We start from the raw sequence: 22,435 nt of genomic DNA, 5'->3' as shown, positions 1-22,435 counted from the left end.
TAAATGGCCGGTAAGGCACGGAGTTATTTTGACCGCTTCAAATTTCTGGTGGAAATAGACGGAATAACCCAAACGGGATTTCAGAAATGCAGCGAGTTAAAGGGCTCGGTAGGGAAAATCGAACACCGTGAAGGTGGAGGATTATTGCCCGATAAAAGTCCAGGATTCGGAAATTATAGTGATATTACTCTCGAATATGGTGCGACAAAGAATCTTGAAACATATGAGTGGTTCCGGCAGGTCATTGATGCATCACAGGAAACAGGAGGTGCAGAACCGGACGAATATAAGCGCAATCTGTCAATCATACAACTGGATAGAGCCGGTAGAGAGGTCCAGCGGTGGAATGTATATGGTGCGTGGCCAACGGATTTTGTGGCTGGTGAATGGGATAGCACCTCTGAAGAAAAAACAATTCGCAAGCTAACTCTTGCTATCGATTACTTTGAACCAGCATGATTATTTATTTTATTAGGGAGGGATTAGAGTGACTGAATTACCCAAGACCCTGGCTGAAGCAGAAATAAAGCCAGGTGTTTTTCTTTTCCCCGGAAGGTGGGAAGGCGAACTGCGGGAGATGACTACCGCCGAAGAGGATATGCTGTTGAACCGACGGCAGGGCCGGGAGTGGGAAGCCATCAACAAGGTCCTGCAGGCCTGCCTTCTCACTCCAGGTGTGGACGTAATGAATATGCTGGTGGGGGACAGAGTATTTGCTCTGCTCCAGCTACGCAGGATAACATACGGCGATGCATTTGTCTTCCGGGTGACCTGCCCGCGGTGCAATGCCAGGTTTGAATGGGAAGAAAACCTGGGCGACCTGAAGATTAAATACCTTGAAGATCCGGAGCATGCAAAGCCGGAGCATACATTTACGTTTACCCTGCCTAAATCGGGCAAGGTGATAAATTGGCGGATGCTCCGGGGGAAAGATGAACAAAAAATGGCAACTATGCGTCGGGATCATCCGGATGCCCTGATGACTTCTATTATGCTGCTCCGGGTGGTGGAGATTGAAGGAGAAAAAATGGTTACCCGCAAGGCTTTTGCAGAGCTGCCTGCCTCAGATGCGGCAGCCTTTAGGGGAGAAGTGGAGGCAAAAGAATGCGGGATAGACACTGCGATAACTGTGGAGTGCCCTGAGTGCTGGAATGCATTTGATATGGACCTGCCCATGGCAGGGCAGGGTTTTTTGTTGCCGACGGGGAGGAGCAGGCGGTAGATTTTCTCTGTTCCACCTCCCCTGAGGCCCTCCAGGAGCAAATATTCTGGCTGATGTATATCACCATGGGCAGCGGCCTGGGGCAGCCATTTTCTGAGATTATGCGGATGCCGGTGCGGTGGAGACTTCGACTATACGAGCGGCTGATGGAACGGCTGCAAAAAGAATATGATGCCTTGAAAGGAGGGTAGCGCATGGCACTGAATTTCAATTTGATGGGTCTAGGATTTCATTTCTTTGTACAGGATGATGCTACCCTAGGCCTGCAGAGAATAGACAAATCAATGAAAAACGTCACTGCCGACGCTGAGGAGATGTATTACAAAACCAAAGCCAGTCTTGATGCATTGGAACCGAAGCTGGGGGCTTTGGGTGACGCAAGAGTGCAGGCTGCCCTCCGAGGCACTGGCATGGCCCTGGCCGGAATAGGAGCTGCAGGAATAGCCGCCGCAGGATTGTCTGTAAAGAGTTTCGGGGATTTCGAGCAGGAAATGCTGAATGCCAGGTCTGTGGCTAGATGGACGGAGGGGCAATTTAAGGACCTGAGTAAATACGCCATACAGGTGGGAGCGGATACCAAGTTCTCTGCCAAAGAAGCAGCAGGAGCAATATACGAGATAGCCTCAGCAGGTGTTTCGGCAACAGAAGACATAAAGGCGTTACTTAGGCCGATTGCAGATTTCGCAGCGGCAGGAGCTATCCAGCTGCCCGAAGCCACAAGGGCGATTGTAGCGTCTGTTCAAGGTTTTAGAATGCAAATGAGCGATGCAGCGCATATATCAGATGTGTTCACTGCTGCCATACAGAATTCAATGCTGAAGGCTAATGAATTCGATGTGGCACTTGGTTCCGTTGCTGGAGTGGCGGGGCAAGTCGGACAGTCATTAGAAGCAACCATGTCCGGACTGATGGCTGCAAGGAACGTCATCGGGTCAGCACAGGATGCAGCCACATCTTTGAGGACGGCATTAATGCATTTGACGGCGCCAACATCCGAGGCAGCCAACATCATGGACGTTCTAGGCATCAATCTCCGTGATGCCCAGGGCAACATGAAGCCGTGGCCGCAAATCATCCGGGAATTTGAGTTATCTTTTGCGGCAGCGGGAAAACTGGTAAACCAGTTCGCCTCGTTTGCTGATGCCAATGAGGACACCATGAAGGCACTGGCTCAGACCTATGGGTTAACAAAAGATCAGGCAGCGGGTCTTGCACAGGCGGCGGCGCAGGGAACGAATGCTTTCCGGGATTATGTCCTGGCTACTGTTTTTGGCACTGATGGCATCCGGGCCGTTGCTGCTGGTTTGAGCGCCCAGGCAAAGGCCATGATCGACGGTAAAGAGGTAACATTACAGGGGGCTGACGCTCTGGAATACTGGCAGGAGAAACTTGAAGGCAGTGCCGGAGCAGCGCAGCAGGCGGCTGCAGTTCAGATGAGTGGATTCAACGGAGCAATGGAGCAGTTGCGAGGGTCGGTGGAAGCCGTTGGCTTGACAATAGGCAACACACTGGCGCCGACCGTTTCACGAGTCGCCGGAATAGTTGAAAAGGCTGTCGACATCTTCAACCGCATGCCTGAAGGATTGCAGAAGGCGGCGGCATGGGCGCTGGTAGGCGGGTCGGCCCTGGCGTTATTTGCTGGAACCGGTTTTATGGTAGTGTCAATGATTCCATCTTTTATTACGGGGCTTACAATTCTTAAAGGGACATTTGTAGGTGCACAAATTGCGATTCTGGGAGCCAGAGCGGCGGCTCTTGCGTATTCTGCGACCATGCTGGTGGTGCGAGGTGCAACCCAAGCATGGGCAGGAGCACAGTGGGTGCTCAATGCAGCTTTAAATGCGAACCCAATAGGTATTATTATCATTGCTGCAACAGCTCTGGCTGGTGTAGCATTTTTAGTATGGCGAAACTGGGATAAGGTCAAGGGTTTCTTCAGAGGAATCTGGCCCAGCATTGCAGCAGGAATTGATTTCATTAAGGGAAAGTTCGCTGCTATCCCCGGGGCAATTGCAGCATTTGTCAGACAAATCCCTGGATTCCTCGGAAAGCTGTTCCTGCACGATATTCCATACTGGATTGGGTATGGAATTGGGTTTATGATTCGAATAGCGTGGCAGGGGATTCAAGCAGTTGTTAATTTTTTTGCCAGATTGCCTGGAAGAGTTATAGATTTCGTAACCAATCTGGCAACACAAATCCCGATATGGTGGAACCAGATCAGTACAACAGCCACCCAGATCATCGGCCAGGGCATCGATGCGGTAGTTGGGTTTTTCGCCAGCCTGCCAGGTCGGGCCTGGACATTTCTGATTAGCCTTGTCAATACGGTGGTCTCTGTAGGATCCTCCCTATGGCATGCTGCATATCGGGCCGGCTCTAATATTGTCCACGGGATAATCGATACTATCGCGGGGTTGCCGGGGAAGGTATGGGAGATACTGCAGAGCGTCATCAACACTATAACAGGCAAAATTAATGACTTCTGGAAAGCTGCAAAAACCGCTGCCAGCAACCTCTGGGAAGGCTTCAAGGCCGGATTGGGCATACATTCTCCATCGTATATCGAACGGGCACTAACAAACATTACCGAGGCCTCTCAGGCAACAGTGCAGCAGTTGGATGCTGATTTCAGGCGTCTTTCCGGGCTTTCCGCAGAGCCACAGGTTAGAATGGGAGTAGTGTATTCTTCACCTACCTCACCGGCACCGATAGCACCCATCGCTACTGGAACATTATCTGCTGCACCCGTCATATCTACGAGGGTAAAGCAGGAACGCAGCGAGGCGGCTACTGCGGTTACACATCAAGTGATTGTGAGACAGCCGATCAAAATCGTGCTTGATGGCCGGACAATAGCTGAAACTGTGATAGAGTTCATTGAAGATGCCAAAGTAAGGCGGGTGGTGCCGGCATGATAAAGAAACCAGTACGAGCGATGTTATCCCGCATGGATACAGGTAAAACAATACAATTTTTGTCAAACCCTCATACGCTCGAAGATGAAAAAACAGCAGAATATGAGGAGCCTGAAGTAAGCGGGGCAATAGCCCCGCCTTTGCGCTTCAAATACGGAGGTTCACGTCAGATTAAATTTGAGTGCCGGTTTATTGCGCAGGGGAATGTAAACGACATAGCTGTTCAGGTTGAGTTTATTCGCTCTCTTGCACTTCCTGTAAAGCCCAATAATACCCCGCCAAAGGCTTTTTTAGCTATTGGCGGCTTTCAAATGCCCATACGTATACAAAAATGGAAAGTGACATACAGCGCATGGACACCGGCTCTAAAGCCCAAGGATCTGACGGTGGAAGTCCAGGCTACGGTGGATTACGGAACTCCAGTTCCGCCTGCTCAACCAAAACCGGCAGCAAAGACAAATAAGGCCAAAGCAAAACAGAATATTAAAATTCAACGCATTACAGTCAGATAGTTTTTGAAAAAGTTAAATGATAAAAGGTGATAATATGTTGCACAGATTAGAGTTATACGGCAGAGGACAGAAATATTCTGTCGAAAGTGGAGATACCTGGTGCAGCCTGGCCAACAGGTTTCTAGGCAATCCACATCTCTGGTGGGCCATTGCATCCGCAAATGGGATTGACGATCCCACACAGGAGCCCAGGTCGGGGACAGTTATACTTATCCCTGATTATAATGATGTCTTGCAGGTGATTGAACAATGATAATGGTCGAAGGCGTACAAGTAGCTCCCATCGCACTTATATGGGAGACGGGGCTCAAAGAAATCGGCGGGCTCACATTATACTGGGATGGCGAAGCAAAAATTAAGTTCAAAGAAGGGGATAAGATAAGCGTTGCATTCGGGATTCCCGGAAACCTGCAGAAGGTGACAAACTACACGGTTTGGCGGCCGCGCCAGGGGGAACGGATAGAAGTTTTTGCTCTTGAGTTCGGGAGAGAGTGGCAAGCTAAGAAGCAGGCCATCTACCCCGGTCCTCGCCAGGCAGCGATAGCGCGGCTTCTGAACAAGAATGGAGAGAAGGCGGGGAATATAGTGGTCAGCGGCGGAGATAGGACCTATGCCCAAAATGAAAGCGATATCGCTTTTTTATACCGTTTAGCAGGGAATATACCAGTCTGGCGGGACAGCGAAGGGAATATTAATATCGCAGCCCAGTCAGACGTGAAGATAAATCAAATTATAAAAGCAACTCCAGCTTCGACGGTGGGCAGAAAGTACATGGCGGCAGGATTTACCCCGGACGGCAAAGCTTTTGAGGTATCCGTAGGGGATGGCGTGGAAACAAGAGTTGCTGAAGTGTTCCATAGTCCGGCAGAGGCCCGGGACTATTTGCAACGTTTGGCGGCAGCAGAATCCAAAGGTAGACTCATCTGCATTGGGCAGCCTGGCATACGTGCAGGGTGTAATGTCATATTACCAGACGGGAGTAAGTACAGAGTAACAAAATGTGTGCACGAAGTGAGGCATGAGGCATGGACGGTTACCGCTTACCTGAACTAAAGCCGAAAATATATGGAAAGTACCGAGGGATTGTAGTGGTGGGCAAAGACCCGGAAGGGAAGGGGCGGGTAAAGGTGCAGGTACCCGCTCTTTTTGGTTTTAAGACTATTGAAAACTGGGCTTATCCGGTGCTGCCACCACAGTTTGTAGGCATTGATATTGGTGGCGGGAAACTGCAACTAGACTGGGAAACAATGGAGGGAAGCACTTTTATAAGGGAAATACTTCCGAAAATTATTGGCGTAGACCCTTCTTCTTGGGAAATACCGACTGGAACCGGTGTCTGGGTTGAATTCGAGGGTGGAGACCCGGATAAACCGCTCTGGTGCGGCTTCTGGAGGTGAGGTCGTGTTATATCCGCTACAACATAGAGGAGACGGAGCTTTCCAGTATCCTGCCAACGTAGTCGAAGAGATAGCCGCTGCTATTCGTGTAATTTTGACAACAATACCAGGGGAACATCAGCGAATACCGGAATTCGGAAATTATGCAGCACTTTTGGTATTCAATAATCCGGGGCCGGATTTAGAAGCTACAATATCCGGTTTAGTAAAATACGATATAGAGAACTGGGAACCACGGGCAAAGGTTGAGGAAGTAACGACCACATATGACTATGATAGCTCATCTTATCGGGTTAAGATTATATGGAGCTCCCCAGAGATCGGATTAAAAGAAACAAGGGAAACAGAAGTCACATTGGGAGGAGGCGTGTAAGTGAGCAGAACATATGATGAAATTCTTACGGAACTAAAGCAATTCGTGAAACAGCGATGGCCCAACTGGAATACAGAGGCCAGGCATATCGGAAATATCCTGCTGGAGTGTCTGGCAGACCAGATCGAGAAGCAGGAATACCGGCTGGATGCGGTAGAAGATGAGCTCTTTCCGGATACGACTACAAAATATGAAAGCCTCCTGCGGTGGGCAAGGCTTGTCGGATACGAAGTCCAATCGGCCAGGCCAGCCGAAGTAACTCTGACTTTTTCGGTGCAGGAACCTACCAGCGTTGACATAGCCATTCCTATAGGGACTAAGGCCAGCACGCCCGGGCCAAACCCCATTCCATTTATGACTACCATGGCGGCGGTTATTCCCGCTGGGCAGACCATCGTGAACGTGCTCGCAAAGCAGGTAGAAGAAAAGGAAGATATCTTCACCGGAACCGGCGAACCGAGCCAGGTTTACCAGACTTCCTACGGCCCGGTATGGCTGGATAGCTTGCGAGTTCTAGTAGATGGCCAGGAGTGGTCCAGGGTACGCGATTTTCTGCTAAGCGGGAGCACCGATACACACTATGTCGCAGAGCTACAGGAAGATGGAACAATTTTGGTGATTTTCGGCGATGGCGTAAACGGAAAAGCTCCTGCCCAGGGTGCAACGATTCAAGTAGAATATAAGATTACCAGGGGCAAGGAGGGTAACGTTCCCGTTGGTGCTATCAATACGGTTGAGACCGTCCTCTACGACGGCAGCGGCTACCTGGCTGACGTCAGAGTGACCAACGCCAGCCCTGCTGCTGGAGGCGAAGACCAAGAAGATATTAACCACATGCGGGAGGCCATTCCGGCTTGGATTTCCAGCAGTACAAGATGCGTGACCAGGAATGACTTCGCACAGGTGGCTGGGTCGGTCGCGGGTGTGGCACGGGTATTGGTTCAGAATAAGAACGATGACGCAACAATACCCGCTTTAACCGTAAAAATCTATGTGGTGCCGGAAGGTGGGGGAACTCCATCCCAAGCCCTTTTGGATGAAGTGATGCAAGAGGTTACGGTCAACCGACCAACGGTTCTAACCGTGGCTGTTGATGTATTGCCTCCAACCTATCTTACTGTCAATGTGAGTTGCACCGTCACTGTGACACAGGGCTATTCGGCTTCTGATGTTCAGGTGGCAGTCCAGCAGGCAATAACCGATTTCTTCAGTTATTCCAGAAAAGAATCGGATGGATCCTGGGCGATAGACTTTGGTAAACCTATTTATCTTGCCAAGCTCACTTCCTGGATCATGAACGTCCCTGGTGTGGCAAACATTAGCTTCACGAGCCCTGGCGGTGACGTAACACCCCAGCCCACCGAAATACCGGCCCTTGGGACGGTGACAGTAAATGTCGTTTAAAGACGCAATGCCCATGACTCTTCTGGAGGGGGATGAGGAGCTAAAAAGGTTAGTCGATGTTTTGGATAAAGGAATTGGGGGCCAGAGGAAAGACTTAAAAGACCTTTTTGTCATCGAAAAGTTATCTCCACAGGACGTTGAAAGATGGCTTAAAGCACTTGGATGGAAACAAAACTGGCAAATAGACAAAAAGCGACTTCTGAATTCTCTTATCACGCTATATAAGTATGGAGGCACCGCAATCGGAATTATCAAGAGCGTAAAGGAGTTTACCGGTATTGAGGTTATAGCAATTAAAGAAGCGTGGCCGGAGGCATATAGGAATGGCCAGAGTTTGAGTGACGACGAAAAGAGATACGTATCAGTCATGCTTTCTAATTACCCTTATGGTGAAGACACTCTGCAATACCTTCCACTGGTGGAGCAAATCTGCAATTTCATGAAACCTGACCATGCAGTTATCACTGTGAGCATACATCGAAACCAGGTGATGGATGTGCATAAGACTATTGGTTCTCTGACTGGTAAAACGATCAGGTGGGTCACTTATACTCCCATGACATAGGAGGTGAAGTCTTTTGGCTACTATAACGCCGAATTTGCAATTAAATAAGGCCGAGGCTACTGACTATATTGACGATACCCTTGTAAACAATTTTGGAGCCAACTGGGATAAGCTAGACCAGGAAGTAGCCAAGCGTATAATCAATTCTAGCGGCGTCCCTTCCATCCAGGCCGGTCTGGACGCAGATAAGCCCGCTCCCAGCACCGCCGGCAGGCTGTATGTGGCCACCGATACACAGATAATCTACCGTGATACCGGCACGGCCTGGCAGAAAGTGGGCGCCGTGAAGTGGGGTGACATCGACGGCAAGCCGGCCAGTTTTGTACCATCGGTGCACGGCAATGAAGCCCACGACCCGGACCTGGCCCTGGCCAGCGACCTTGCTACGCATTTGGCCGAAACTGCGCCGCATGGGGCTACTTCAGCTGCAACCGCTTCTAAGATTATGATGCGTGATGTAAACGGTCGGGCTAAAGTAGCTGCTCCTTTGGCATCTGATGATATAGCAAGGAAAGACACTGTAGATGCAGTACAAACGAATTTGAATACTCATGCTGCTCTAACTTCAACTGCTCATGGCGCAACAAATGCGGCGACTGCTTCTACTTTGATGGCTCGTGATGCTTCAGGTAGAGCGAAGGTGGCTGCACCAGCTGCATCTGATGATATAGCTATAAAATCTACTGTAGATGCGGTTCAAACGAATCTTAATACCCATAAGACTTCAAGTGATCACGATGGAAGGTATTATACAGAATCTGAGGTTAATGCCTTATTGGCTGAGAAAATGAATAACACAAAAGCCTATGGCAACGTCGCATATACAGATTCAATAGCAGCGAGTTCTACACTCACAAAGACTATAGCTTTAGGCGGAACATATAAACATGGACATCTTGTAATTAATCCTAGTAGTAGTGACCTTGGTATAATGGTATTTTTTGGCACAGATAATATGAAATCACTTGTTACAGGCACAGTTACATCGACTGATTGGAGGGGTGGTGCTTGGAGTAGGGAACTGCTTGGTTGTATAGCTGTAGGCAATCCTTCCACCGGGCCAGGCAAAGGTGTTACAGGCGCATCACCTATAGGTATAGATGATGTTTATATAAATGGTTCAAATATCGTTATTGTATTTCACAATTATGCCACTTCAGCCGCTAGTCTAAACTGTACTATTAATTGGGAGGTGTGGTAATGATATATTTTGTTGAGATTAAGGATGGCAAAATAACAAGCAAGGGGTGTGGCCCCGCCAAAACAGACAAGCAAATCGAAGTAACAAAAGAAATATACGACCAGCTCACCCGCCTTCCGGCAGATTTTACAACCGACGCAGAAGGCAATATTATATCCGTCACACCAGCTCCAGAGCCGGAACTAGAACCACAGCCACAACCGCCAACAATAGAAGACCGCATCGCCGACATCGAACTTGCCCTAGCTGCTATCTTAGGGGGTGCCGTATCATGATGTCTGCATGGAAGAAGAACATTTTCGTCCGTGTAATCCAGCGCCGCATGGCAGAAGAGGGTAGGACAGCGGGGGAAATTTTAACAGAATATCCTGCTTTAACGGAAGAAGAAAAGCAAGAAATTTTAACCGCAATTATGGTGTAGTAGACTTATACTGTGCAACAACGCCATAAGGCGTATTTTTTATGCCCGGGTGCAGGCCCAGGCTTTGATATGCGGAAGGAGGATGTAGATGGACATGAGCGAAAAAATTGCATATTTAGAAGTGCAACAAGCAAGGCTGGATGAGCGTATATCAGACTTAGAGGACTGGCGGAAGAAGGTGAACGGACACCTGGACAGAATAGAGACGAAGCTGGGGAACATAGGCTGGGGAATAGCAGCCACGCTGGGCGGGGTGGTGGTTGATTTGGTTTTAAGGATTGTAGGGAAATAAGAATTTTGGAGGGGAGGTAAATGCGAAACAGGTCCAAAATGGAGTTCTCCAAAAAAATCTTTGCAGGTGTGGCTCTAGGAACGGTCATAATTGTTGCCTTTTCTATGGTGGTAATATGGAAGACCGGGGACACATCGCCGCTTGCATATATCATACCCGGTATTTTTGCTGAGCTTGCAACGGCCACCGGCTTCTACTACAAGAAGGCTGAGGCCGAAAACAAAATTAAACTCTCAAAACTTCTTGGGACCCCGCTGGATACAAGCGAGACCCAGGATGAAAGCTCAAATAATGGGGAGGAACATGACCTATGAGTATTAAGATATTTATCGATCCAGGGCATGGTGGAAGCGACAGGGCGAATAAAGGCCCTACGGGATACGTAGAGGCCGACGGCGTGCTGAAAATATCCCTGCTACTGGAGAAGGAACTGCTGGCTACCGGCGCATTCACCGTCGGGATGAGCAGGCGCACAGATGCGACAGTGGGCCTTTCGGCCCGTGGGAAGGCCGCTGTAAATTTCGGAGCCGATTTGTTTATATCTGAACACACGAACGCCGGTAGCAGCGATGCAAGGGGCACAGAGGTATATTATAGTGTGGACATACCCGGCGACAAATCTCTTGCTGCCAGTATGAGCAAGGCTGTATCATCGGCGCTTGGTATACCGGACAGAGGTGCCAAAGTCCGAGAGAGCCAAAACTACCCTGGGGAGGATTATTATACAGTCATAGATATCGCCCAAGACGGAAGGATACCGCACGTCCTGCTTGTCGAAAGCGCATTCCATTCCAATCCTCAAGAAGAAAAGCTTCTGAAGGACGAAGCCTGCCTGCAAAAAATTGCGCAGGCGCAGGCAAAGGTGATATGCGATTTCTTTGGTGTTACCAGCGTAGAAGCCCTAGAAGCTGCCCTGGCTAAACTGTCGCCGAAAATAATCACAACAACGGCTTACTGGAAGGCCAATGCTGTCCCAGGTAAAAAGGTAGATGGAGCCTATATTCAGGCGGTTATCCGGAAGTATGTTTCTATGTTCAAGAAATGCAATAGTTATGCCGATATGGTCCAGTATCTTGTCACTGCCGGCATAATCAGCGACCCAAATTATTGGAAAACCAATGCAATCCCCGGAAAGACGGTAGATGGTGGATTTGCACAGACCGTGCTAGTACGAATGGCAAATAAACTTTAGGAGGTGATAAAGATGAATTCCATCAAACAGAAGCTTACCAGCCGCAAATTCTGGGTAGCCGTAGCAAGTGCGGCTTTTATTATTTTGTCGGAAGGCCTCGGCCTGAACGTGGACAGCGATCTGTATTGGAAAATTATCACCCTCGCCCTCGGTTACATCTTCGGTGAAACTGCCGTGGACATTGCCCGAGCGAAGGCGGAGTAAAGACAAACCCCCGGGGTGATTTCCGGGGGCTTTTTTCTTATGGAGGCAATTATTTTCGAACACTCGGTCTGAACATATCTAATGTACCGAGAACTACATGGGCTAAACCGAAACCGGTTATCACGGCGCCGATCGTCCCACCTGTTGCCAAACCCAAAGCTGTCACTGCCGCACCGACACCAGTCACTACCCAGCTTGTAGTTTTTCCGTTCATGAAAATCGCCTCCTGGTGTTATTATTTCCATCATAAGAAAGCTTTATGAAACAAGACACCCCCGGTTGATGCCGGGGGATTTTTTATTGTACATAGTTTTTGAGGTTTTTAATTCTGTAGATTGTTTTTTCTTTCTGCTCCTCGTAATAAGATTTTATAAATACTTTCTTCATTCTTTAAGCTCTTTAACTTTTCGCAAAGTTCTTTATCAACTTCCAAAAATCTATGTTCTTTTTCAAGTAAGTGACCACAATGCCATATTAAACCAAAATATGACCAATTTATAATAGTAAGTGTAATGCTTATTGTGTAGTTTTTTACAACGTCAAGAAAATTTAATGGGATGTGTTTGCCCTTAAAGTTATTAATCCAAAATACAAGCACACAAAAAGCAGAAAATAATAAAAGTAACGCCGAACCATACCCTAAAAAACGATTATACCAAAGGGATTTTAATACAATAATTTTTTCAAGTCTGATTTCTCTCAGCTTTTGCTTCATATCTTCTGGTTTATTTTGCATATTCTTCATTGCAAATAACCTCCTCAAGTTACTTTCTATAAAATTCAATATATTTATTCAACATAAACTTTATAATTCCTGTTTTTAAGGCTTTTTATTTCCCAAATAACAAAATTATACAGCAAAAACCCGAATTTAGGGGGAGTGGATATATTGATCGCAAGGTCACATTTTCACTCTTCCAGGTCACCATAGGTCACAAATTAGGTCACAAACTACGCAGAATTTTTATTAATTTTATTGTCAGTCATTATTTTTTATTTTCCAGCGACACAAAAAAAGCGGCTAAAAACCGCTATTTACAAGGCTTTTACTTAATATTGTTTTTCTAGATTTATAATATATTTCACTATGATATTACGTTCAGACTGACTCTTAATCAGGGTGTCCCGGGTTCGAGTCCCTGATGGCCCACCATAATTATGAAAGTTCCAAGGTATAGTGATTTTCACTATACCTTTTTTGTTACTGTGAAAAATGCTTAAAAATTTTTTGCTGGTTTGATGCTACCCGGATGATATTTTATGCTCCAGTGGGAAATATAATTTTAGAATATGAAGGAAACTGCTTTAAAATGTAGAAATATAAATAGTTGAAAGGAGGATAATTTTGGATATAAAACAAAATATATTAAACATTTTAAAACCTGCCGCTGTTTCCGGCAGCGAAATGATGGAAAACCGCCTGATAAAAGAATGTTTTCGAAACTTGAGCGACGAGGTCCGAGAAGATAAGCTAGGGAATATAATTAGCCTTAAAAAAGGCCAGAATCAAAGGTACAATATAATGCTGGCGGCTCACATGGATGAAATAGGGCTTATGGTTAAACAGATTGATGACAGGGGCTTTATAAGATTTACTTTCATCGGAGGTGTGGACCCGAGAATATTGCCTGCCCAGGAAGTAATCATCCATGGACGTAGAAGTGTTTTCGGCGTTATAGGCAATAAACCACCTCATATACAGGAACCCGAGGAAAGAAAAAAGGCCATTAAACCCGATGACCTGTTTATTGACACCGGGCTCTGTGCCGATGAAGTTAAAAAAACCATTCAAGTGGGAGATTTCATAACGTTTAAAAGGAAGCCCAAAGAATTGCTCAATGGCCGCTTTTCATGCAATGCGCTGGACGATAGGGCTGGAATAGCAGTTATGCTTCAGACGCTGGAAGAGCTTGATACAATGAGATTTGATGCAAATGTTTATGCTGTGGCCACCGTGCAGGAAGAGGTTGGGTTACGGGGTGCCATAGTCAGCAGTTTCAATATATTTCCGCATATAGGTATAGCCATAGATGTATGTCATGGCAATATGCTGGATGTGCCCGAAGATGAAACTCAAGTTCTGGGGAAAGGGCCGGTTCTGGCTCTTGGGCCAAATATACATCCAAAACTTTTTAACAGGTTGAAAGAAATCGCAGAAGATCACAATATTCCCTATCAACTAAATCCGGAGCCTTCTTCGACGGGTACCGATGCCTGGGCTATTCAGATCACCCGGGAAGGTATCCCCACGGCTCTGGTGTCAATTCCCCTCCGTTACATGCATACAACCGTTGAAACCGTATGTTTTGACGACATAAAGAAGGCGGGGCGTTTGCTGGCTATTTTTATATCCTCATTAAATAAAGAATTGGTGGAGGGGTTGACATGCTATTAAAAGAGCTTTCAGAAGCTTTCGGCGTATCCGGGGCTGAGGATGAAGTAAGAAATATATTAAAAAGGGAATTGAAAGAAACCTGCAGTATTGAAACCGATGCTCTGGGAAATTTAATTTGCAAAAATATGGGTAGACAAAAAAAGCTGGAGTTAATGCTCTGTGCACATATGGATGAAGTTGGCCTCATGATAAGGTCCATAGACAAAAATGGCTGGTTAAAATTCGATACCGTCGGAGGTATTGACGATAGAATCCTTGTTTCCAAACAGGTGGTGATTGGGCCACAAAAGGTCAAGGGAGTCATAGGGGCAAAAGCTATTCATCTTCAGGAACCCAAAGAACGGGAAATTCCTTTAAAATCAAAAAATCTTTATATAGAGATCGGAGCCAAAGATAGGGAAGATGCAGAGCAAAAAGTAAAGATAGGTGATTTTGCGGTTTTTGACACAGAGTTCGAGGTATTAGGCAACGATATAGTTAAGGGAAAAGCCCTCGATGACAGAATTGGGTGCTATATAATCGCCGAAACTCTCAAAAAGAATCCGGGTTATTCAATAACCGGGGCTTTTACGGTGCAGGAAGAAATCGGTGTGAGAGGTTCCGCTGTAGTTTCTTACAGGATTAATCCTGACGTGGCCATAGTAGTAGAAGGGACTTTTGCTTCGGATGTGCCCGAAACCAAGGAGGAAAATTACAGTACCACCGTAGGCAAAGGACCGGCTGTTACTATAATGGACATGACTTATGTAGCAAATAAAAAGCTAGTTACAAGGGTGTTGGAACTGGCCGATAGCAAAGGTATCCCGTGCCAGCTGCGCCGTTCCGCTTTTGGAGGAACCGATGGTGGAAGGATTCATACCACCAGGGACGGAATACCGACAATAATAATATCTGTTCCATGCAGATACATTCATTCACCGGTAAGTTTGTCCAGCCTCACTGACATCAAACACACCATGGAGCTCTTAGAGGCCATTATTCTGGATTTGGAAGAAAGGGGATTGTAAGATGAAACACTTAATAAAGGAACTCACTGAAAGTTTCGGTCCTTCGGGCAGCGAGGATAAAATAAGGGAAACTATAATAGAAAAAGTAAGACCATATGCTGACTCTATAAATGTAGATAAAATGGGCAATATTATTGCCCAAAAAGGCACCTCCGGAGAAAGGCTGATGCTGGCGGCCCATATGGATGAAATAGGTATTATTGTAACAAATATAGATGATAAGGGCTTTTTAAGATTTTCAAATGTGGGGGGACTTTCACCCTTTACTCTAATTGGAGAAAGGGTGGTTTTTGCCAACGGAACTATAGGAGTTTTCGGCATGGAAAAAATGGATGATATGAAAGACCTCAAGATAAACAAAATGTTTATTGATATTGGAGCCTTATCTAGAGAAGAAGCAAAACAAAAGGTTAAAATCGGCGATATGGGTACTTTCTACAGGGAATGCAGCATCTCGGGCGATTATATCATTTCCAAAGCTCTTGATGATAGAGCAGGATGCGCGGTGCTAATAAAAGTCATGGAGCAATTAAAAAAGCCCGGGTATCAGACATTTTTTGTATTTACCGTTCAGGAAGAAGTCGGCCTTAGAGGTGCCAAAACATCGTCTTTCGGAGTGGATCCCGACCTGGCCATAGCTGTAGATGTCACCCTTACGGGTGACACGCCCGAAGCGCCAAAAATGGCTGTGGCACTGGGAAAGGGGCCTGCCATAAAGTTAAAAGACAATTCTATAATAAGCCATCCTAAAATTAAGGATGCTCTTATATCAGCGGCCGAACAAAAAAAAGTGCCATACCAGCTCGAAGTCCTGGAATTTGGAGGCACGGATTCGGGTGCCATACATTTGAGCCGTTCCGGTGTGCCTTCGGGAGGGCTGTCTATTCCCTCTAGATATGTTCATTCTCCATCGGAAATGGTGCATTTGAAAGATCTGGAAATGGCAGTAGAGCTGCTTACAGGGTTTATCGAAGGATAAAATGTTTTCATGGGGAGGGATACCGTATAGATTCAAAAATAGCTCTCATCTCACCTTATCCGGAGCTTACGCAAATTGTAAGGAGCGTTTCTGCGGAAATGGGAGAAGATATTATTATTTTCGAAGCTTTTTTGGAAGATGGCGTAAAAAAGGCCAGAGAGCTGGTCCGGGAAAATAACGTAAGGATAATAATAAGCCGGGGAGCAACGGGTGCCTTAATCAAAAAAAATGTTGATATACCGGTGGTAAGCATTGAAATTACAGATTTCGATGTTTTTCTTGCAATTTATGAATCCTCGGTTAAACATGATTCTATCGGCTTTTTTGGCTATGATTATAAAAAGGGCCATTTTAATTTCGACCTGTTTTCCAGGATATTAAATAAAAAAATCAGTTATTTTTACTATAAAACTGATTTAGAATTAAAAATGCTGCTTGAGAAAGCCAGAAACCAGGGTATAACCATAGCCGTTGGTACGGGAGCCTGTATCCTTACGGAAGCCGTAAAACTGGGTATGGAAGGAAGGCTGGTTTTATCAAATAGGTCTTCAGTGATGCAGGCCATAAATACGGCCAAAAACATTTGCTCCGTGCTGGAAAAGGATGCCGCCCAAAAGGAACTGATGAAAACACTGCTGGACTATTCTAACGAAGGTATTATGGCTCTGGATGAAGATAAAAGAATCATCCTGTTCAATCCAAAAGCGGAGAAGCTCCTTGAAATTCCAGGAGAAGAAATATTGTCGAAAAAAATTCAGGATGTCAATTCTTCTAACATAAACCGAATATTCGAAAGGGGCGAACCTGCTCTACAAAAAATAATTGAGATAAATAAGACCAAACTCCTGGTAAATAGGGCTAATATCAATGTTAACAGTCAAAAGCGAGGAACTGTAATAACCTTTCAGGAGATATCAAAGATACAGGAACTGGAAATAAATATCCGGGAAGAACTTTATAAAAAAGGTCTAACTTCATCATATTCTTTTGAAGATATACTGGGAAGCAGTAGGCCGTTAAAAGAAGCAATAGAAATGGCCAGGAAATACAGTAAAACTAATTCTACGGTGCTCATAATCGGAGAAAGTGGTACCGGCAAGGAATTATTCGCCAATAGCATTCATGCGGCAAGTCCAAGAGCTAACGGTCCTTTTGTTGCGGTAAACTGTGCGGCACTTCCGGAAAGTCTTCTGGAAAGCGAGTTGTTTGGATATGAAGAAGGGGCCTTCACGGGGGCCAAAAAAGGAGGAAAAGTCGGCCTATTCGAATTGGCTCATGGAGGCAGCCTTTTTTTAGATGAGATAGGTGAGATGCCGCTGGGCTTGCAGGCTCAAATACTCCGAGTGATTCAGGAGAAAAAAGTGATGAGGCTGGGCGGAAATAAATTAATTCCGGTGGATGTAAGGATAATCGCCGCCACAAATATCGACCTCAAGAAGCGGATACAGGAGGGAAAATTCCGTTCGGACCTCTTTTACAGGTTAAATATTCTGACTCTCAAAATTCCTCCTCTCAGGGAAAGACCTGAAGATATAATCCCACTGACAAAAAATTTTATTGAGGGTTTTTCTAATACTTACAATAAAAAGGTGAATAGTAATCTAAGCAAAGCCGTTATAGAATATCTTCAATCTTATAATTGGCCGGGGAATGTGAGAGAACTCAAAAATCTAATGGAAAAATGTGTTATCTTAACCGAAAAACAGGATTTGGACATAAATTTGATTAAAAACCTCATAACCGAATCGGATATATTCCGGGACACCCCGGTGAAAAACAAAATATTTATAAATATAAGCACATTTGAAGATATGGAAAATCAAATTATTGAACAAATGAACAGAATATTTAATGGTAATAAAGCTATGTTAGCAAAAGAACTTGGTATAAGCCGAACAACTCTGTGGAAAAAATTAAAGAAAAAGCAGTAAAATGGCATGATTTATGCAATAAATATTTTAGGTAATTTAAGAAATGGGAGGTTTATTATGAAAAAACAATACACAATCTCCATCAATGAAAAAAGATGCAAGAAATGCGGAATATGTGTGGCTTTTTGCCCTAAAAATGTTTTTGAAATCAATATTAATACTGTTCCAAGGGTTACTGCTCCTGATGCCTGCATAGGCTGCAACTGGTGCTATCTACGCTGCCCCGAGATAGCTATATTTGTTGAAAAGAGGGAGGCGGTTTAATTGACGCAGGAAGTTAAATTTTTACAGGGCAATGAAGCCTGTCTGGAAGGAGCTCTAAAAGCCGGTGCCAGATTTTATGCAGGTTATCCCATAACTCCTTCATCGGAGATCGCTGAAATGGCATCTCAAAGGTTGCCTGCCGTTGGTGGAGTTTTTATACAAATGGAAGATGAACTGGGGAGCATGGCTGCTCTAGTCGGAGCCTCCATGGCAGGGGCAAAAGCTTTTACTGCTACCAGCGGACCTGGATTTTCCCTGATGCAGGAAAATCTGGGTTTGGCCATCATGACCGAAGCTCCCTGTGTAGTTATTAATGTTCAAAGAAGCGGGCCCAGTACCGGCCTTGCCACAAAACCGGCCCAGGCAGATGTCATGCAAGCCCGCTGGGGAACCCATGGCGATCACGCCATAATAACCTTGTGCCCAACTTCGGTTCAGGAATGTTACGACCTTATGATTTACGCTTTTAATTTTTCAGAAAAATTTAGAACACCCGTAATCTTTTTATCAGATGAAATTTTGGGCCATATGAGGGAAAAGGTGGTTTTGAGAGATGATATTCCGGTAATCAACAGGACTTTTCCTCAGGGAGATCCAAAACAATACAGACCTTATAAACCCGGAGACAACAAAGTGCCCCCAATGGCTTATTTCGGAAGTGAATATATCTTTCATGCCTCAAGTTCAATGCACGATGAAACGGGTTATCCCAACAACACCTCGCAAAATGCCGATAAAGTAATTAGAAGGCTTTATGAAAAAATATACGATCATCGCGACGAAATTTCTATAGTAAAGGAATTTGAAACAAAAGACGCCGATGTACTTTTTATATCTTTCGGGTCTGCCGCCCGCAGCTCACGAGAAGCGGTAAATATGATGAGAAAAGATGGTATAAAAGCAGGTTTGTTGCAAATAAATACCATCTGGCCTTTCCCTGACAGGAAAGTGCAGGAGTTGATTTCCCGGGCAAAAGTAGTTCTGGTTCCCGAGTTGAACCTTGGACAGATCATAAACGAGGTCAGAAAACTCTCCAGTGGAAAACCGGTATTTGGTGTAAATAAAGTTGACAGCACTATCATCACACCATATGAAATTATAGATAAAGCAAAGGAGGTTTTGCAAAATGTCTAAGAATATCTTCGATTATATCATTGAAGATAGGTTGCCTTTTTTCTGGTGTGAAGGGTGCGGAAACGGTATAATATTGAAATCTATCGCTCAGGCCTTTGCAGACCTTGACCTGGACCCAAAAAATGTGGTGGTTGTAACGGGCATAGGCTGCTGGGGAAAGGCTGACGACTATCTTTCCACCAACAGTCTGCATGTTACCCACGGGCGCGCCCTGGCAGCGGCCACAGGCGTAAAAGCAGTCAATCCTGATCTTAAAGTAATTGCCCTTATGGGAGATGGAGACGGGGTAACTATTGGCGGGAATCACTTCATCCATGCAGCCCGCAGGAATATGGATATCACTGCAATAATATCCAACAATTTTAACTATGGAATGACCGGCGGCCAGTATTCGGGCACAACCCCAGAGCCGAGTTTTACCAGCACATCGAGGTACGGCTCCGTTGAACCTCCCTTTGACATATGCGCTCTGGCCAAGGCAGCGGGCGCTCCCTACGTAGCCAGGGCAACTGTTTACCATGTAAATCTTCTTGAAAAATATATCAAAAATGCCATTCTCAAAAAAGGATTTTCGGTAGTGGATGTTATCAACATATGCCCTACATATTACGGGAGATTCAATAAATTGAAATCTCCAGTAGATATGATGAATTGGCTGAAGGATAATGCTACCACAAAACTCGAAGAAGGGAATATATATAATAACAAATTTGCCATAGGCGAATTCGCCAACGAAGATAAACTTGATTTTTCTACAAAATACGCCAGGATACAAAAAAATGCCCGCGAACTGTCGGCACATCTGGAACAGGATTTAAGCGGAAAATAAGGAGGGAATCTTTTTGAAAACAAGAACCGAAATTGTTTTAGCAGGAGTTGGAGGTCAGGGTTTGATTTTAATAGGCAAGATAATCGGTGAAGCAGCAGCTTTGTTTGAAGGTAAAAATGCCGTTCAAACTCAATCCTATGGGGTGGCTTCCCGTGGAGGATTTTCAAAATCGGAAGTGGTAATCTCCGATGAAGAGGTGGCATATCCGGAGGTGCTGGAACCCGACCTGGTGCTTGCTTTATCCCAGCAGTCTTATGACATGTACCGCAGCAAAATCGGAAAGGATAGCCTGCTTATATTTGACAGCGATACGATTGAACAGAGGGAATGTTCAGGAAAGGCCATAGGATATCAAATAACCAGTACCGCGGTAAATCTCCATAGCATGAAAATATTGAACATGATTGCCCTTGGCATTCTGGCGGGGTTAAGCGTATCCAGGGCAAACATTGCCGGTTTTCCGTCTTATGACAGCTTGAAAAAATCGCTGGAGCAAAATACCCCGGCTCAGTATAAAAATCTAAACCTTGAAGCTTTCGAAACGGGTTATAAACTGGTTAATTAATATAAATTTGAAGGGGGAGAAGTAAAATGAATTTTGAACTGCTTTATTCCGACAGAATAAAGCAACTTTCGCCTTCACCCATCAGAGAGCTTTTAAAGATTGCAGTAAAACCCGGGATAATTTCTTTAGCAGGGGGCAACCCCTCACCGGACACTTTTCCTGTAAAAGAATTAAAGGACTGCTTCCTGAAGGTCTTGGAAAAAGACTGGAAACGCATTTTGCAATACAGTCCTACCGAAGGAAATACCGATTTGATTGAGATAATAAAACAGTATTCCAGAAATCAAGGGATAAACTGTGAAACTGAAAACATCCTCATAACCTCCGGGTCTCAGCAGGGCATGGACCTTGTATGCAAGGTCCTGCTCAATCCTGGAGACGAAGTCATAGTAGAGCTTCCAAGCTATCCCGGGAGCATTCATACACTGAAGTCATATCAGGCAAAATTGACCGGTGTGCCTGTGGACCAGGAGGGCATTGATATCGATATATTAGAAGATATCTTAAAGGACCGCCAAAAAACCGGCATATTGCCCAAATTTATTTATTTAATACCAACTTTTCAGAACCCTTCCGGTGTGACTCTTACAGAAACCAGAAGAAACAGTATAATAAAACTCGCTGAAAAGTACGGGATATTAATAGTAGAGGATGATCCATACAATGCATTGAGATACGACGGTGAAAACATAAAACCAATAAAGGCCCTTGATCGTAATGAAAATGTCATCTACATGAGTTCCTTTTCAAAAACCTTTTGCCCTGGGGTTCGTGTTGCCTGGGTTGTAGGGCCAAAAGACCTGATTCGAAAAATGGTTATAGGAAAACAGGGTGCTGACCTGCATACCAGCAGCTTGAACCAGGCTATAGTGGCGGAATATTGCAGGAATAACCTTATGGAAAACCACCTGAAAGATATTTTATCATACTATAAAGAAAAGCGGGATATCATGCTTGAGTCCATTGAGAGGCATTTCAAGAATGTAGCTACCTGGACAAAGCCCCAGGGAGGGTTTTTTGTATGGATGTCGCTAGATAAAAAGGAGAACACCGACGAATTATTTTCCAAAGCTGTGGAAAAAGGGGTCATATATGTGCCCGGATCATCTTTCTGTGTAGATGGAAGCAATAAAAACAGCATGAGGCTGTCCTTTGCTACAGTGAGTAATGAAAATATTAAAAAGGGGATACAATTGCTATCAGAGATTTTTAGTTTATGAAGCCATGCACGATATACCGAAGCCTCTCATAATTTAATTATAAAAGGGAGGCTCCATAGATGAAAATACAATGCCCTTTTTTAATAAAATATAAAGCTATTCAGTATATAAACATAACAGGAATAATTTATAAATGTAACCTTGGCAATGCTTTGTTAAAATCCGCAGATTTGAGAAAAAAATGGGCCTGCGGGGGATGTCCTGTTCCATGGATAATAAATAACAAACCCTGCAGTTATCTAAAGCCTCATAAAACTTTTCTGATAAGGGGATCCAGCAAAACATGGTTAAGCTGTGAATTGCTCAATATAGTAATGGACAGCTCCGGAGATTTCTGCCATTTAAACTGTAAAATATATGAACAAAATATTTTCAAAAAATAATCTCAATAAAGTAAGGTTGTAACCTTA

30 protein-coding genes are annotated in these 22,435 nt (G+C 45.0%); 28 read left to right on the top strand and 2 right to left on the bottom strand.

The features are described 5' to 3' along the window. Window positions 1–3 precede the first annotated feature (3 nt). The 18 genes from D2962_RS08135 to D2962_RS08065 all read left to right on the top strand — a co-directional run bounded on the left by D2962_RS08135 (window position 4) and on the right by D2962_RS08065 (window position 11,701). Window positions 4–459, top strand: coding sequence for a phage tail protein (locus tag D2962_RS08135; RefSeq protein ID WP_222927718.1), 456 nt, complete (start codon window positions 4–6; stop codon window positions 457–459). Window positions 460–487: 28 nt separating this feature from the next. Continuing rightward, on the top strand, window positions 488–1,222 hold the full coding sequence (locus D2962_RS08130) for a T4 family baseplate hub assembly chaperone (protein ID WP_122014681.1): 735 nt from the start codon (window positions 488–490) through the stop codon (window positions 1,220–1,222). Window positions 1,223–1,275: 53 nt separating this feature from the next. Continuing rightward, the gene (locus D2962_RS17515) at window positions 1,276–1,413 is read left to right on the top strand and encodes a hypothetical protein (protein ID WP_162991153.1); all 138 of its coding nucleotides are present in this window, start codon (window positions 1,276–1,278) and stop codon (window positions 1,411–1,413) included. A 3-nt stretch (window positions 1,414–1,416) separates the two neighbouring features. Beyond that, entirely contained in the window at window positions 1,417–4,140 is a 2,724-nt protein-coding gene (locus D2962_RS08125; RefSeq protein ID WP_122014680.1) for a phage tail tape measure protein, read from the top strand. After that, window positions 4,137–4,652 (top strand): CIS tube protein, encoded by a 516-nt coding sequence (locus tag D2962_RS08120; RefSeq protein WP_122014679.1) that lies wholly within the window; start codon window positions 4,137–4,139, stop codon window positions 4,650–4,652. The genes D2962_RS08125 and D2962_RS08120 overlap by 4 nt, the downstream gene beginning before the upstream one ends. 34 nt (window positions 4,653–4,686) lie before the next feature. Further along, entirely contained in the window at window positions 4,687–4,905 is a 219-nt protein-coding gene (locus tag D2962_RS08115; protein WP_162991152.1) for a LysM peptidoglycan-binding domain-containing protein, read from the top strand. Further along, the gene (locus D2962_RS08110; protein WP_122014677.1) at window positions 4,902–5,705 is read left to right on the top strand and encodes a hypothetical protein; all 804 of its coding nucleotides are present in this window, start codon (window positions 4,902–4,904) and stop codon (window positions 5,703–5,705) included. The genes D2962_RS08115 and D2962_RS08110 overlap by 4 nt, the downstream gene beginning before the upstream one ends. Next, complete coding sequence (locus tag D2962_RS17990; protein ID WP_222927717.1) at window positions 5,678–6,049, top strand: phage baseplate assembly protein V; 372 nt, start codon at window positions 5,678–5,680, stop codon at window positions 6,047–6,049. The genes D2962_RS08110 and D2962_RS17990 overlap by 28 nt, the downstream gene beginning before the upstream one ends. Window positions 6,050–6,053: 4 nt before the next feature. Next, window positions 6,054–6,422 carry a GPW/gp25 family protein gene (locus D2962_RS17510; protein WP_162991151.1) on the top strand — a complete coding sequence of 123 codons (369 nt, stop codon included), beginning with the start codon at window positions 6,054–6,056 and terminating at the stop codon, window positions 6,420–6,422. After that, complete coding sequence (locus D2962_RS08100) at window positions 6,423–7,826, top strand: baseplate J/gp47 family protein (protein WP_122014676.1); 1,404 nt, start codon at window positions 6,423–6,425, stop codon at window positions 7,824–7,826. After that, window positions 7,816–8,391 (top strand): hypothetical protein, encoded by a 576-nt coding sequence (locus D2962_RS08095; RefSeq protein WP_122014675.1) that lies wholly within the window; start codon window positions 7,816–7,818, stop codon window positions 8,389–8,391. Before D2962_RS08100 ends, D2962_RS08095 begins: the two co-directional genes overlap by 11 nt. 13 nt (window positions 8,392–8,404) lie before the next feature. After that, window positions 8,405–9,592 (top strand): hypothetical protein, encoded by a 1,188-nt coding sequence (locus tag D2962_RS08090; RefSeq protein ID WP_122014674.1) that lies wholly within the window; start codon window positions 8,405–8,407, stop codon window positions 9,590–9,592. After that, the gene (locus D2962_RS08085) at window positions 9,592–9,867 is read left to right on the top strand and encodes a hypothetical protein (RefSeq protein ID WP_122014673.1); all 276 of its coding nucleotides are present in this window, start codon (window positions 9,592–9,594) and stop codon (window positions 9,865–9,867) included. Before D2962_RS08090 ends, D2962_RS08085 begins: the two co-directional genes overlap by 1 nt. Next, window positions 9,864–10,013, top strand: a complete 150-nt coding sequence (locus tag D2962_RS17505) for a hypothetical protein (protein WP_162991150.1) — start codon at window positions 9,864–9,866, stop codon at window positions 10,011–10,013. Before D2962_RS08085 ends, D2962_RS17505 begins: the two co-directional genes overlap by 4 nt. Window positions 10,014–10,101: 88 nt before the next feature. Next, complete coding sequence (locus D2962_RS08080; protein ID WP_122014672.1) at window positions 10,102–10,305, top strand: hypothetical protein; 204 nt, start codon at window positions 10,102–10,104, stop codon at window positions 10,303–10,305. Between the two features lie 20 nt (window positions 10,306–10,325). Further along, complete coding sequence (locus D2962_RS08075; RefSeq protein WP_187695381.1) at window positions 10,326–10,619, top strand: hypothetical protein; 294 nt, start codon at window positions 10,326–10,328, stop codon at window positions 10,617–10,619. Then, window positions 10,616–11,497 carry an N-acetylmuramoyl-L-alanine amidase family protein gene (locus D2962_RS08070; RefSeq protein WP_122014671.1) on the top strand — a complete coding sequence of 294 codons (882 nt, stop codon included), beginning with the start codon at window positions 10,616–10,618 and terminating at the stop codon, window positions 11,495–11,497. The genes D2962_RS08075 and D2962_RS08070 overlap by 4 nt, the downstream gene beginning before the upstream one ends. Before the next feature lie 12 nt (window positions 11,498–11,509). Beyond that, complete coding sequence (locus D2962_RS08065) at window positions 11,510–11,701, top strand: hypothetical protein (protein ID WP_122014670.1); 192 nt, start codon at window positions 11,510–11,512, stop codon at window positions 11,699–11,701. 49 nt (window positions 11,702–11,750) lie between these two features. Here D2962_RS08065 and D2962_RS17500 read toward each other — a convergent pair whose 3' ends face one another. After that, window positions 11,751–11,915, bottom strand: coding sequence for a hypothetical protein (locus tag D2962_RS17500; protein WP_162991149.1), 165 nt, complete (start codon window positions 11,913–11,915; stop codon window positions 11,751–11,753). A gap of 108 nt (window positions 11,916–12,023) precedes the next feature. After that, complete coding sequence (locus D2962_RS08060) at window positions 12,024–12,446, bottom strand: hypothetical protein (protein ID WP_122014669.1); 423 nt, start codon at window positions 12,444–12,446, stop codon at window positions 12,024–12,026. 600 nt (window positions 12,447–13,046) lie between these two features. On the opposite strand from D2962_RS08060, the gene D2962_RS08055 reads away from it, so the two are divergent. The 10 genes from D2962_RS08055 (at window position 13,047) to D2962_RS08010 (ending at window position 22,408) form a co-directional block, all read left to right on the top strand. After that, complete coding sequence (locus D2962_RS08055; RefSeq protein ID WP_120765475.1) at window positions 13,047–14,096, top strand: M42 family metallopeptidase; 1,050 nt, start codon at window positions 13,047–13,049, stop codon at window positions 14,094–14,096. Further along, window positions 14,087–15,103, top strand: a complete 1,017-nt coding sequence (locus D2962_RS08050; RefSeq protein ID WP_120765474.1) for a M42 family metallopeptidase — start codon at window positions 14,087–14,089, stop codon at window positions 15,101–15,103. The genes D2962_RS08055 and D2962_RS08050 overlap by 10 nt, the downstream gene beginning before the upstream one ends. Before the next feature lies 1 nt (window position 15,104). Continuing rightward, entirely contained in the window at window positions 15,105–16,082 is a 978-nt protein-coding gene (locus tag D2962_RS08045; RefSeq protein WP_120765473.1) for a M42 family metallopeptidase, read from the top strand. A 98-nt stretch (window positions 16,083–16,180) separates the two neighbouring features. Then, complete coding sequence (locus D2962_RS08040) at window positions 16,181–18,013, top strand: sigma-54-dependent Fis family transcriptional regulator (RefSeq protein ID WP_122014668.1); 1,833 nt, start codon at window positions 16,181–16,183, stop codon at window positions 18,011–18,013. 6 nt (window positions 18,014–18,019) lie between these two features. Further along, window positions 18,020–18,277 carry a 4Fe-4S binding protein gene (locus D2962_RS08035; protein ID WP_245984990.1) on the top strand — a complete coding sequence of 86 codons (258 nt, stop codon included), beginning with the start codon at window positions 18,020–18,022 and terminating at the stop codon, window positions 18,275–18,277. Beyond that, a complete protein-coding gene (locus D2962_RS08030; RefSeq protein WP_120765470.1) occupies window positions 18,278–19,411 on the top strand; it encodes a 2-oxoacid:acceptor oxidoreductase subunit alpha in 1,134 nt (377 codons plus the stop codon). Then, on the top strand, window positions 19,404–20,240 hold the full coding sequence (locus D2962_RS08025; protein ID WP_120765469.1) for a thiamine pyrophosphate-dependent enzyme: 837 nt from the start codon (window positions 19,404–19,406) through the stop codon (window positions 20,238–20,240). The genes D2962_RS08030 and D2962_RS08025 overlap by 8 nt, the downstream gene beginning before the upstream one ends. Before the next feature lie 13 nt (window positions 20,241–20,253). Beyond that, the gene (locus D2962_RS08020) at window positions 20,254–20,805 is read left to right on the top strand and encodes a 2-oxoacid:acceptor oxidoreductase family protein (RefSeq protein WP_162991148.1); all 552 of its coding nucleotides are present in this window, start codon (window positions 20,254–20,256) and stop codon (window positions 20,803–20,805) included. A 26-nt stretch (window positions 20,806–20,831) separates the two neighbouring features. Then, a complete protein-coding gene (locus D2962_RS08015) occupies window positions 20,832–22,025 on the top strand; it encodes an aminotransferase-like domain-containing protein (RefSeq protein ID WP_122014666.1) in 1,194 nt (397 codons plus the stop codon). Window positions 22,026–22,084: 59 nt separating this feature from the next. Then, complete coding sequence (locus tag D2962_RS08010; protein ID WP_120765465.1) at window positions 22,085–22,408, top strand: hypothetical protein; 324 nt, start codon at window positions 22,085–22,087, stop codon at window positions 22,406–22,408. Window positions 22,409–22,435: the final 27 nt, after the last annotated feature.

It is taken from the genome of Biomaibacter acetigenes (assembly GCF_003691585.1).
Lineage (GTDB): Bacteria > Bacillota > Thermosediminibacteria > Thermosediminibacterales > Tepidanaerobacteraceae > Biomaibacter > Biomaibacter acetigenes.
The sequence above is the reverse complement of the archived record's forward strand: the minus strand, read 5'-3'. Positions and strand labels throughout refer to the sequence as shown.

Bases quoted from the DNA above. Each gene is read 5' to 3' on its own strand.
- D2962_RS08135 (WP_222927718.1), top strand. From the start codon at position 4: ATGGCCGGTAAGGCACGGAGTTATTTTGACCGCTTCAAATTTCTGGTG.
- D2962_RS17515 (WP_162991153.1), top strand. From the start codon at position 1,276: ATGTATATCACCATGGGCAGCGGCCTGGGGCAGCCATTTTCTGAGATT.
- D2962_RS08125 (WP_122014680.1), top strand. From the start codon at position 1,417: ATGGCACTGAATTTCAATTTGATGGGTCTAGGATTTCATTTCTTTGTA.
- D2962_RS08120 (WP_122014679.1), top strand. From the start codon at position 4,137: ATGATAAAGAAACCAGTACGAGCGATGTTATCCCGCATGGATACAGGT.
- D2962_RS08115 (WP_162991152.1), top strand. From the start codon at position 4,687: ATGTTGCACAGATTAGAGTTATACGGCAGAGGACAGAAATATTCTGTC.
- D2962_RS08110 (WP_122014677.1), top strand. From the start codon at position 4,902: ATGATAATGGTCGAAGGCGTACAAGTAGCTCCCATCGCACTTATATGG.
- D2962_RS17990 (WP_222927717.1), top strand. From the start codon at position 5,678: ATGGACGGTTACCGCTTACCTGAACTAAAGCCGAAAATATATGGAAAG.
- D2962_RS08095 (WP_122014675.1), top strand. From the start codon at position 7,816: ATGTCGTTTAAAGACGCAATGCCCATGACTCTTCTGGAGGGGGATGAG.
- D2962_RS08085 (WP_122014673.1), top strand. From the start codon at position 9,592: ATGATATATTTTGTTGAGATTAAGGATGGCAAAATAACAAGCAAGGGG.
- D2962_RS17505 (WP_162991150.1), top strand. From the start codon at position 9,864: ATGATGTCTGCATGGAAGAAGAACATTTTCGTCCGTGTAATCCAGCGC.
- D2962_RS08080 (WP_122014672.1), top strand. From the start codon at position 10,102: ATGGACATGAGCGAAAAAATTGCATATTTAGAAGTGCAACAAGCAAGG.
- D2962_RS08075 (WP_187695381.1), top strand. From the start codon at position 10,326: ATGCGAAACAGGTCCAAAATGGAGTTCTCCAAAAAAATCTTTGCAGGT.
- D2962_RS08070 (WP_122014671.1), top strand. From the start codon at position 10,616: ATGAGTATTAAGATATTTATCGATCCAGGGCATGGTGGAAGCGACAGG.
- D2962_RS08065 (WP_122014670.1), top strand. From the start codon at position 11,510: ATGAATTCCATCAAACAGAAGCTTACCAGCCGCAAATTCTGGGTAGCC.
- D2962_RS17500 (WP_162991149.1), bottom strand. From the start codon at position 11,915: ATGAACGGAAAAACTACAAGCTGGGTAGTGACTGGTGTCGGTGCGGCA.
- D2962_RS08060 (WP_122014669.1), bottom strand. From the start codon at position 12,446: ATGAAGAATATGCAAAATAAACCAGAAGATATGAAGCAAAAGCTGAGA.
- D2962_RS08050 (WP_120765474.1), top strand. From the start codon at position 14,087: ATGCTATTAAAAGAGCTTTCAGAAGCTTTCGGCGTATCCGGGGCTGAG.
- D2962_RS08045 (WP_120765473.1), top strand. From the start codon at position 15,105: ATGAAACACTTAATAAAGGAACTCACTGAAAGTTTCGGTCCTTCGGGC.
- D2962_RS08040 (WP_122014668.1), top strand. From the start codon at position 16,181: ATGGGAGAAGATATTATTATTTTCGAAGCTTTTTTGGAAGATGGCGTA.
- D2962_RS08035 (WP_245984990.1), top strand. From the start codon at position 18,020: ATGATTTATGCAATAAATATTTTAGGTAATTTAAGAAATGGGAGGTTT.
- D2962_RS08025 (WP_120765469.1), top strand. From the start codon at position 19,404: ATGTCTAAGAATATCTTCGATTATATCATTGAAGATAGGTTGCCTTTT.
- D2962_RS08015 (WP_122014666.1), top strand. From the start codon at position 20,832: ATGAATTTTGAACTGCTTTATTCCGACAGAATAAAGCAACTTTCGCCT.
- D2962_RS08010 (WP_120765465.1), top strand. From the start codon at position 22,085: ATGAAAATACAATGCCCTTTTTTAATAAAATATAAAGCTATTCAGTAT.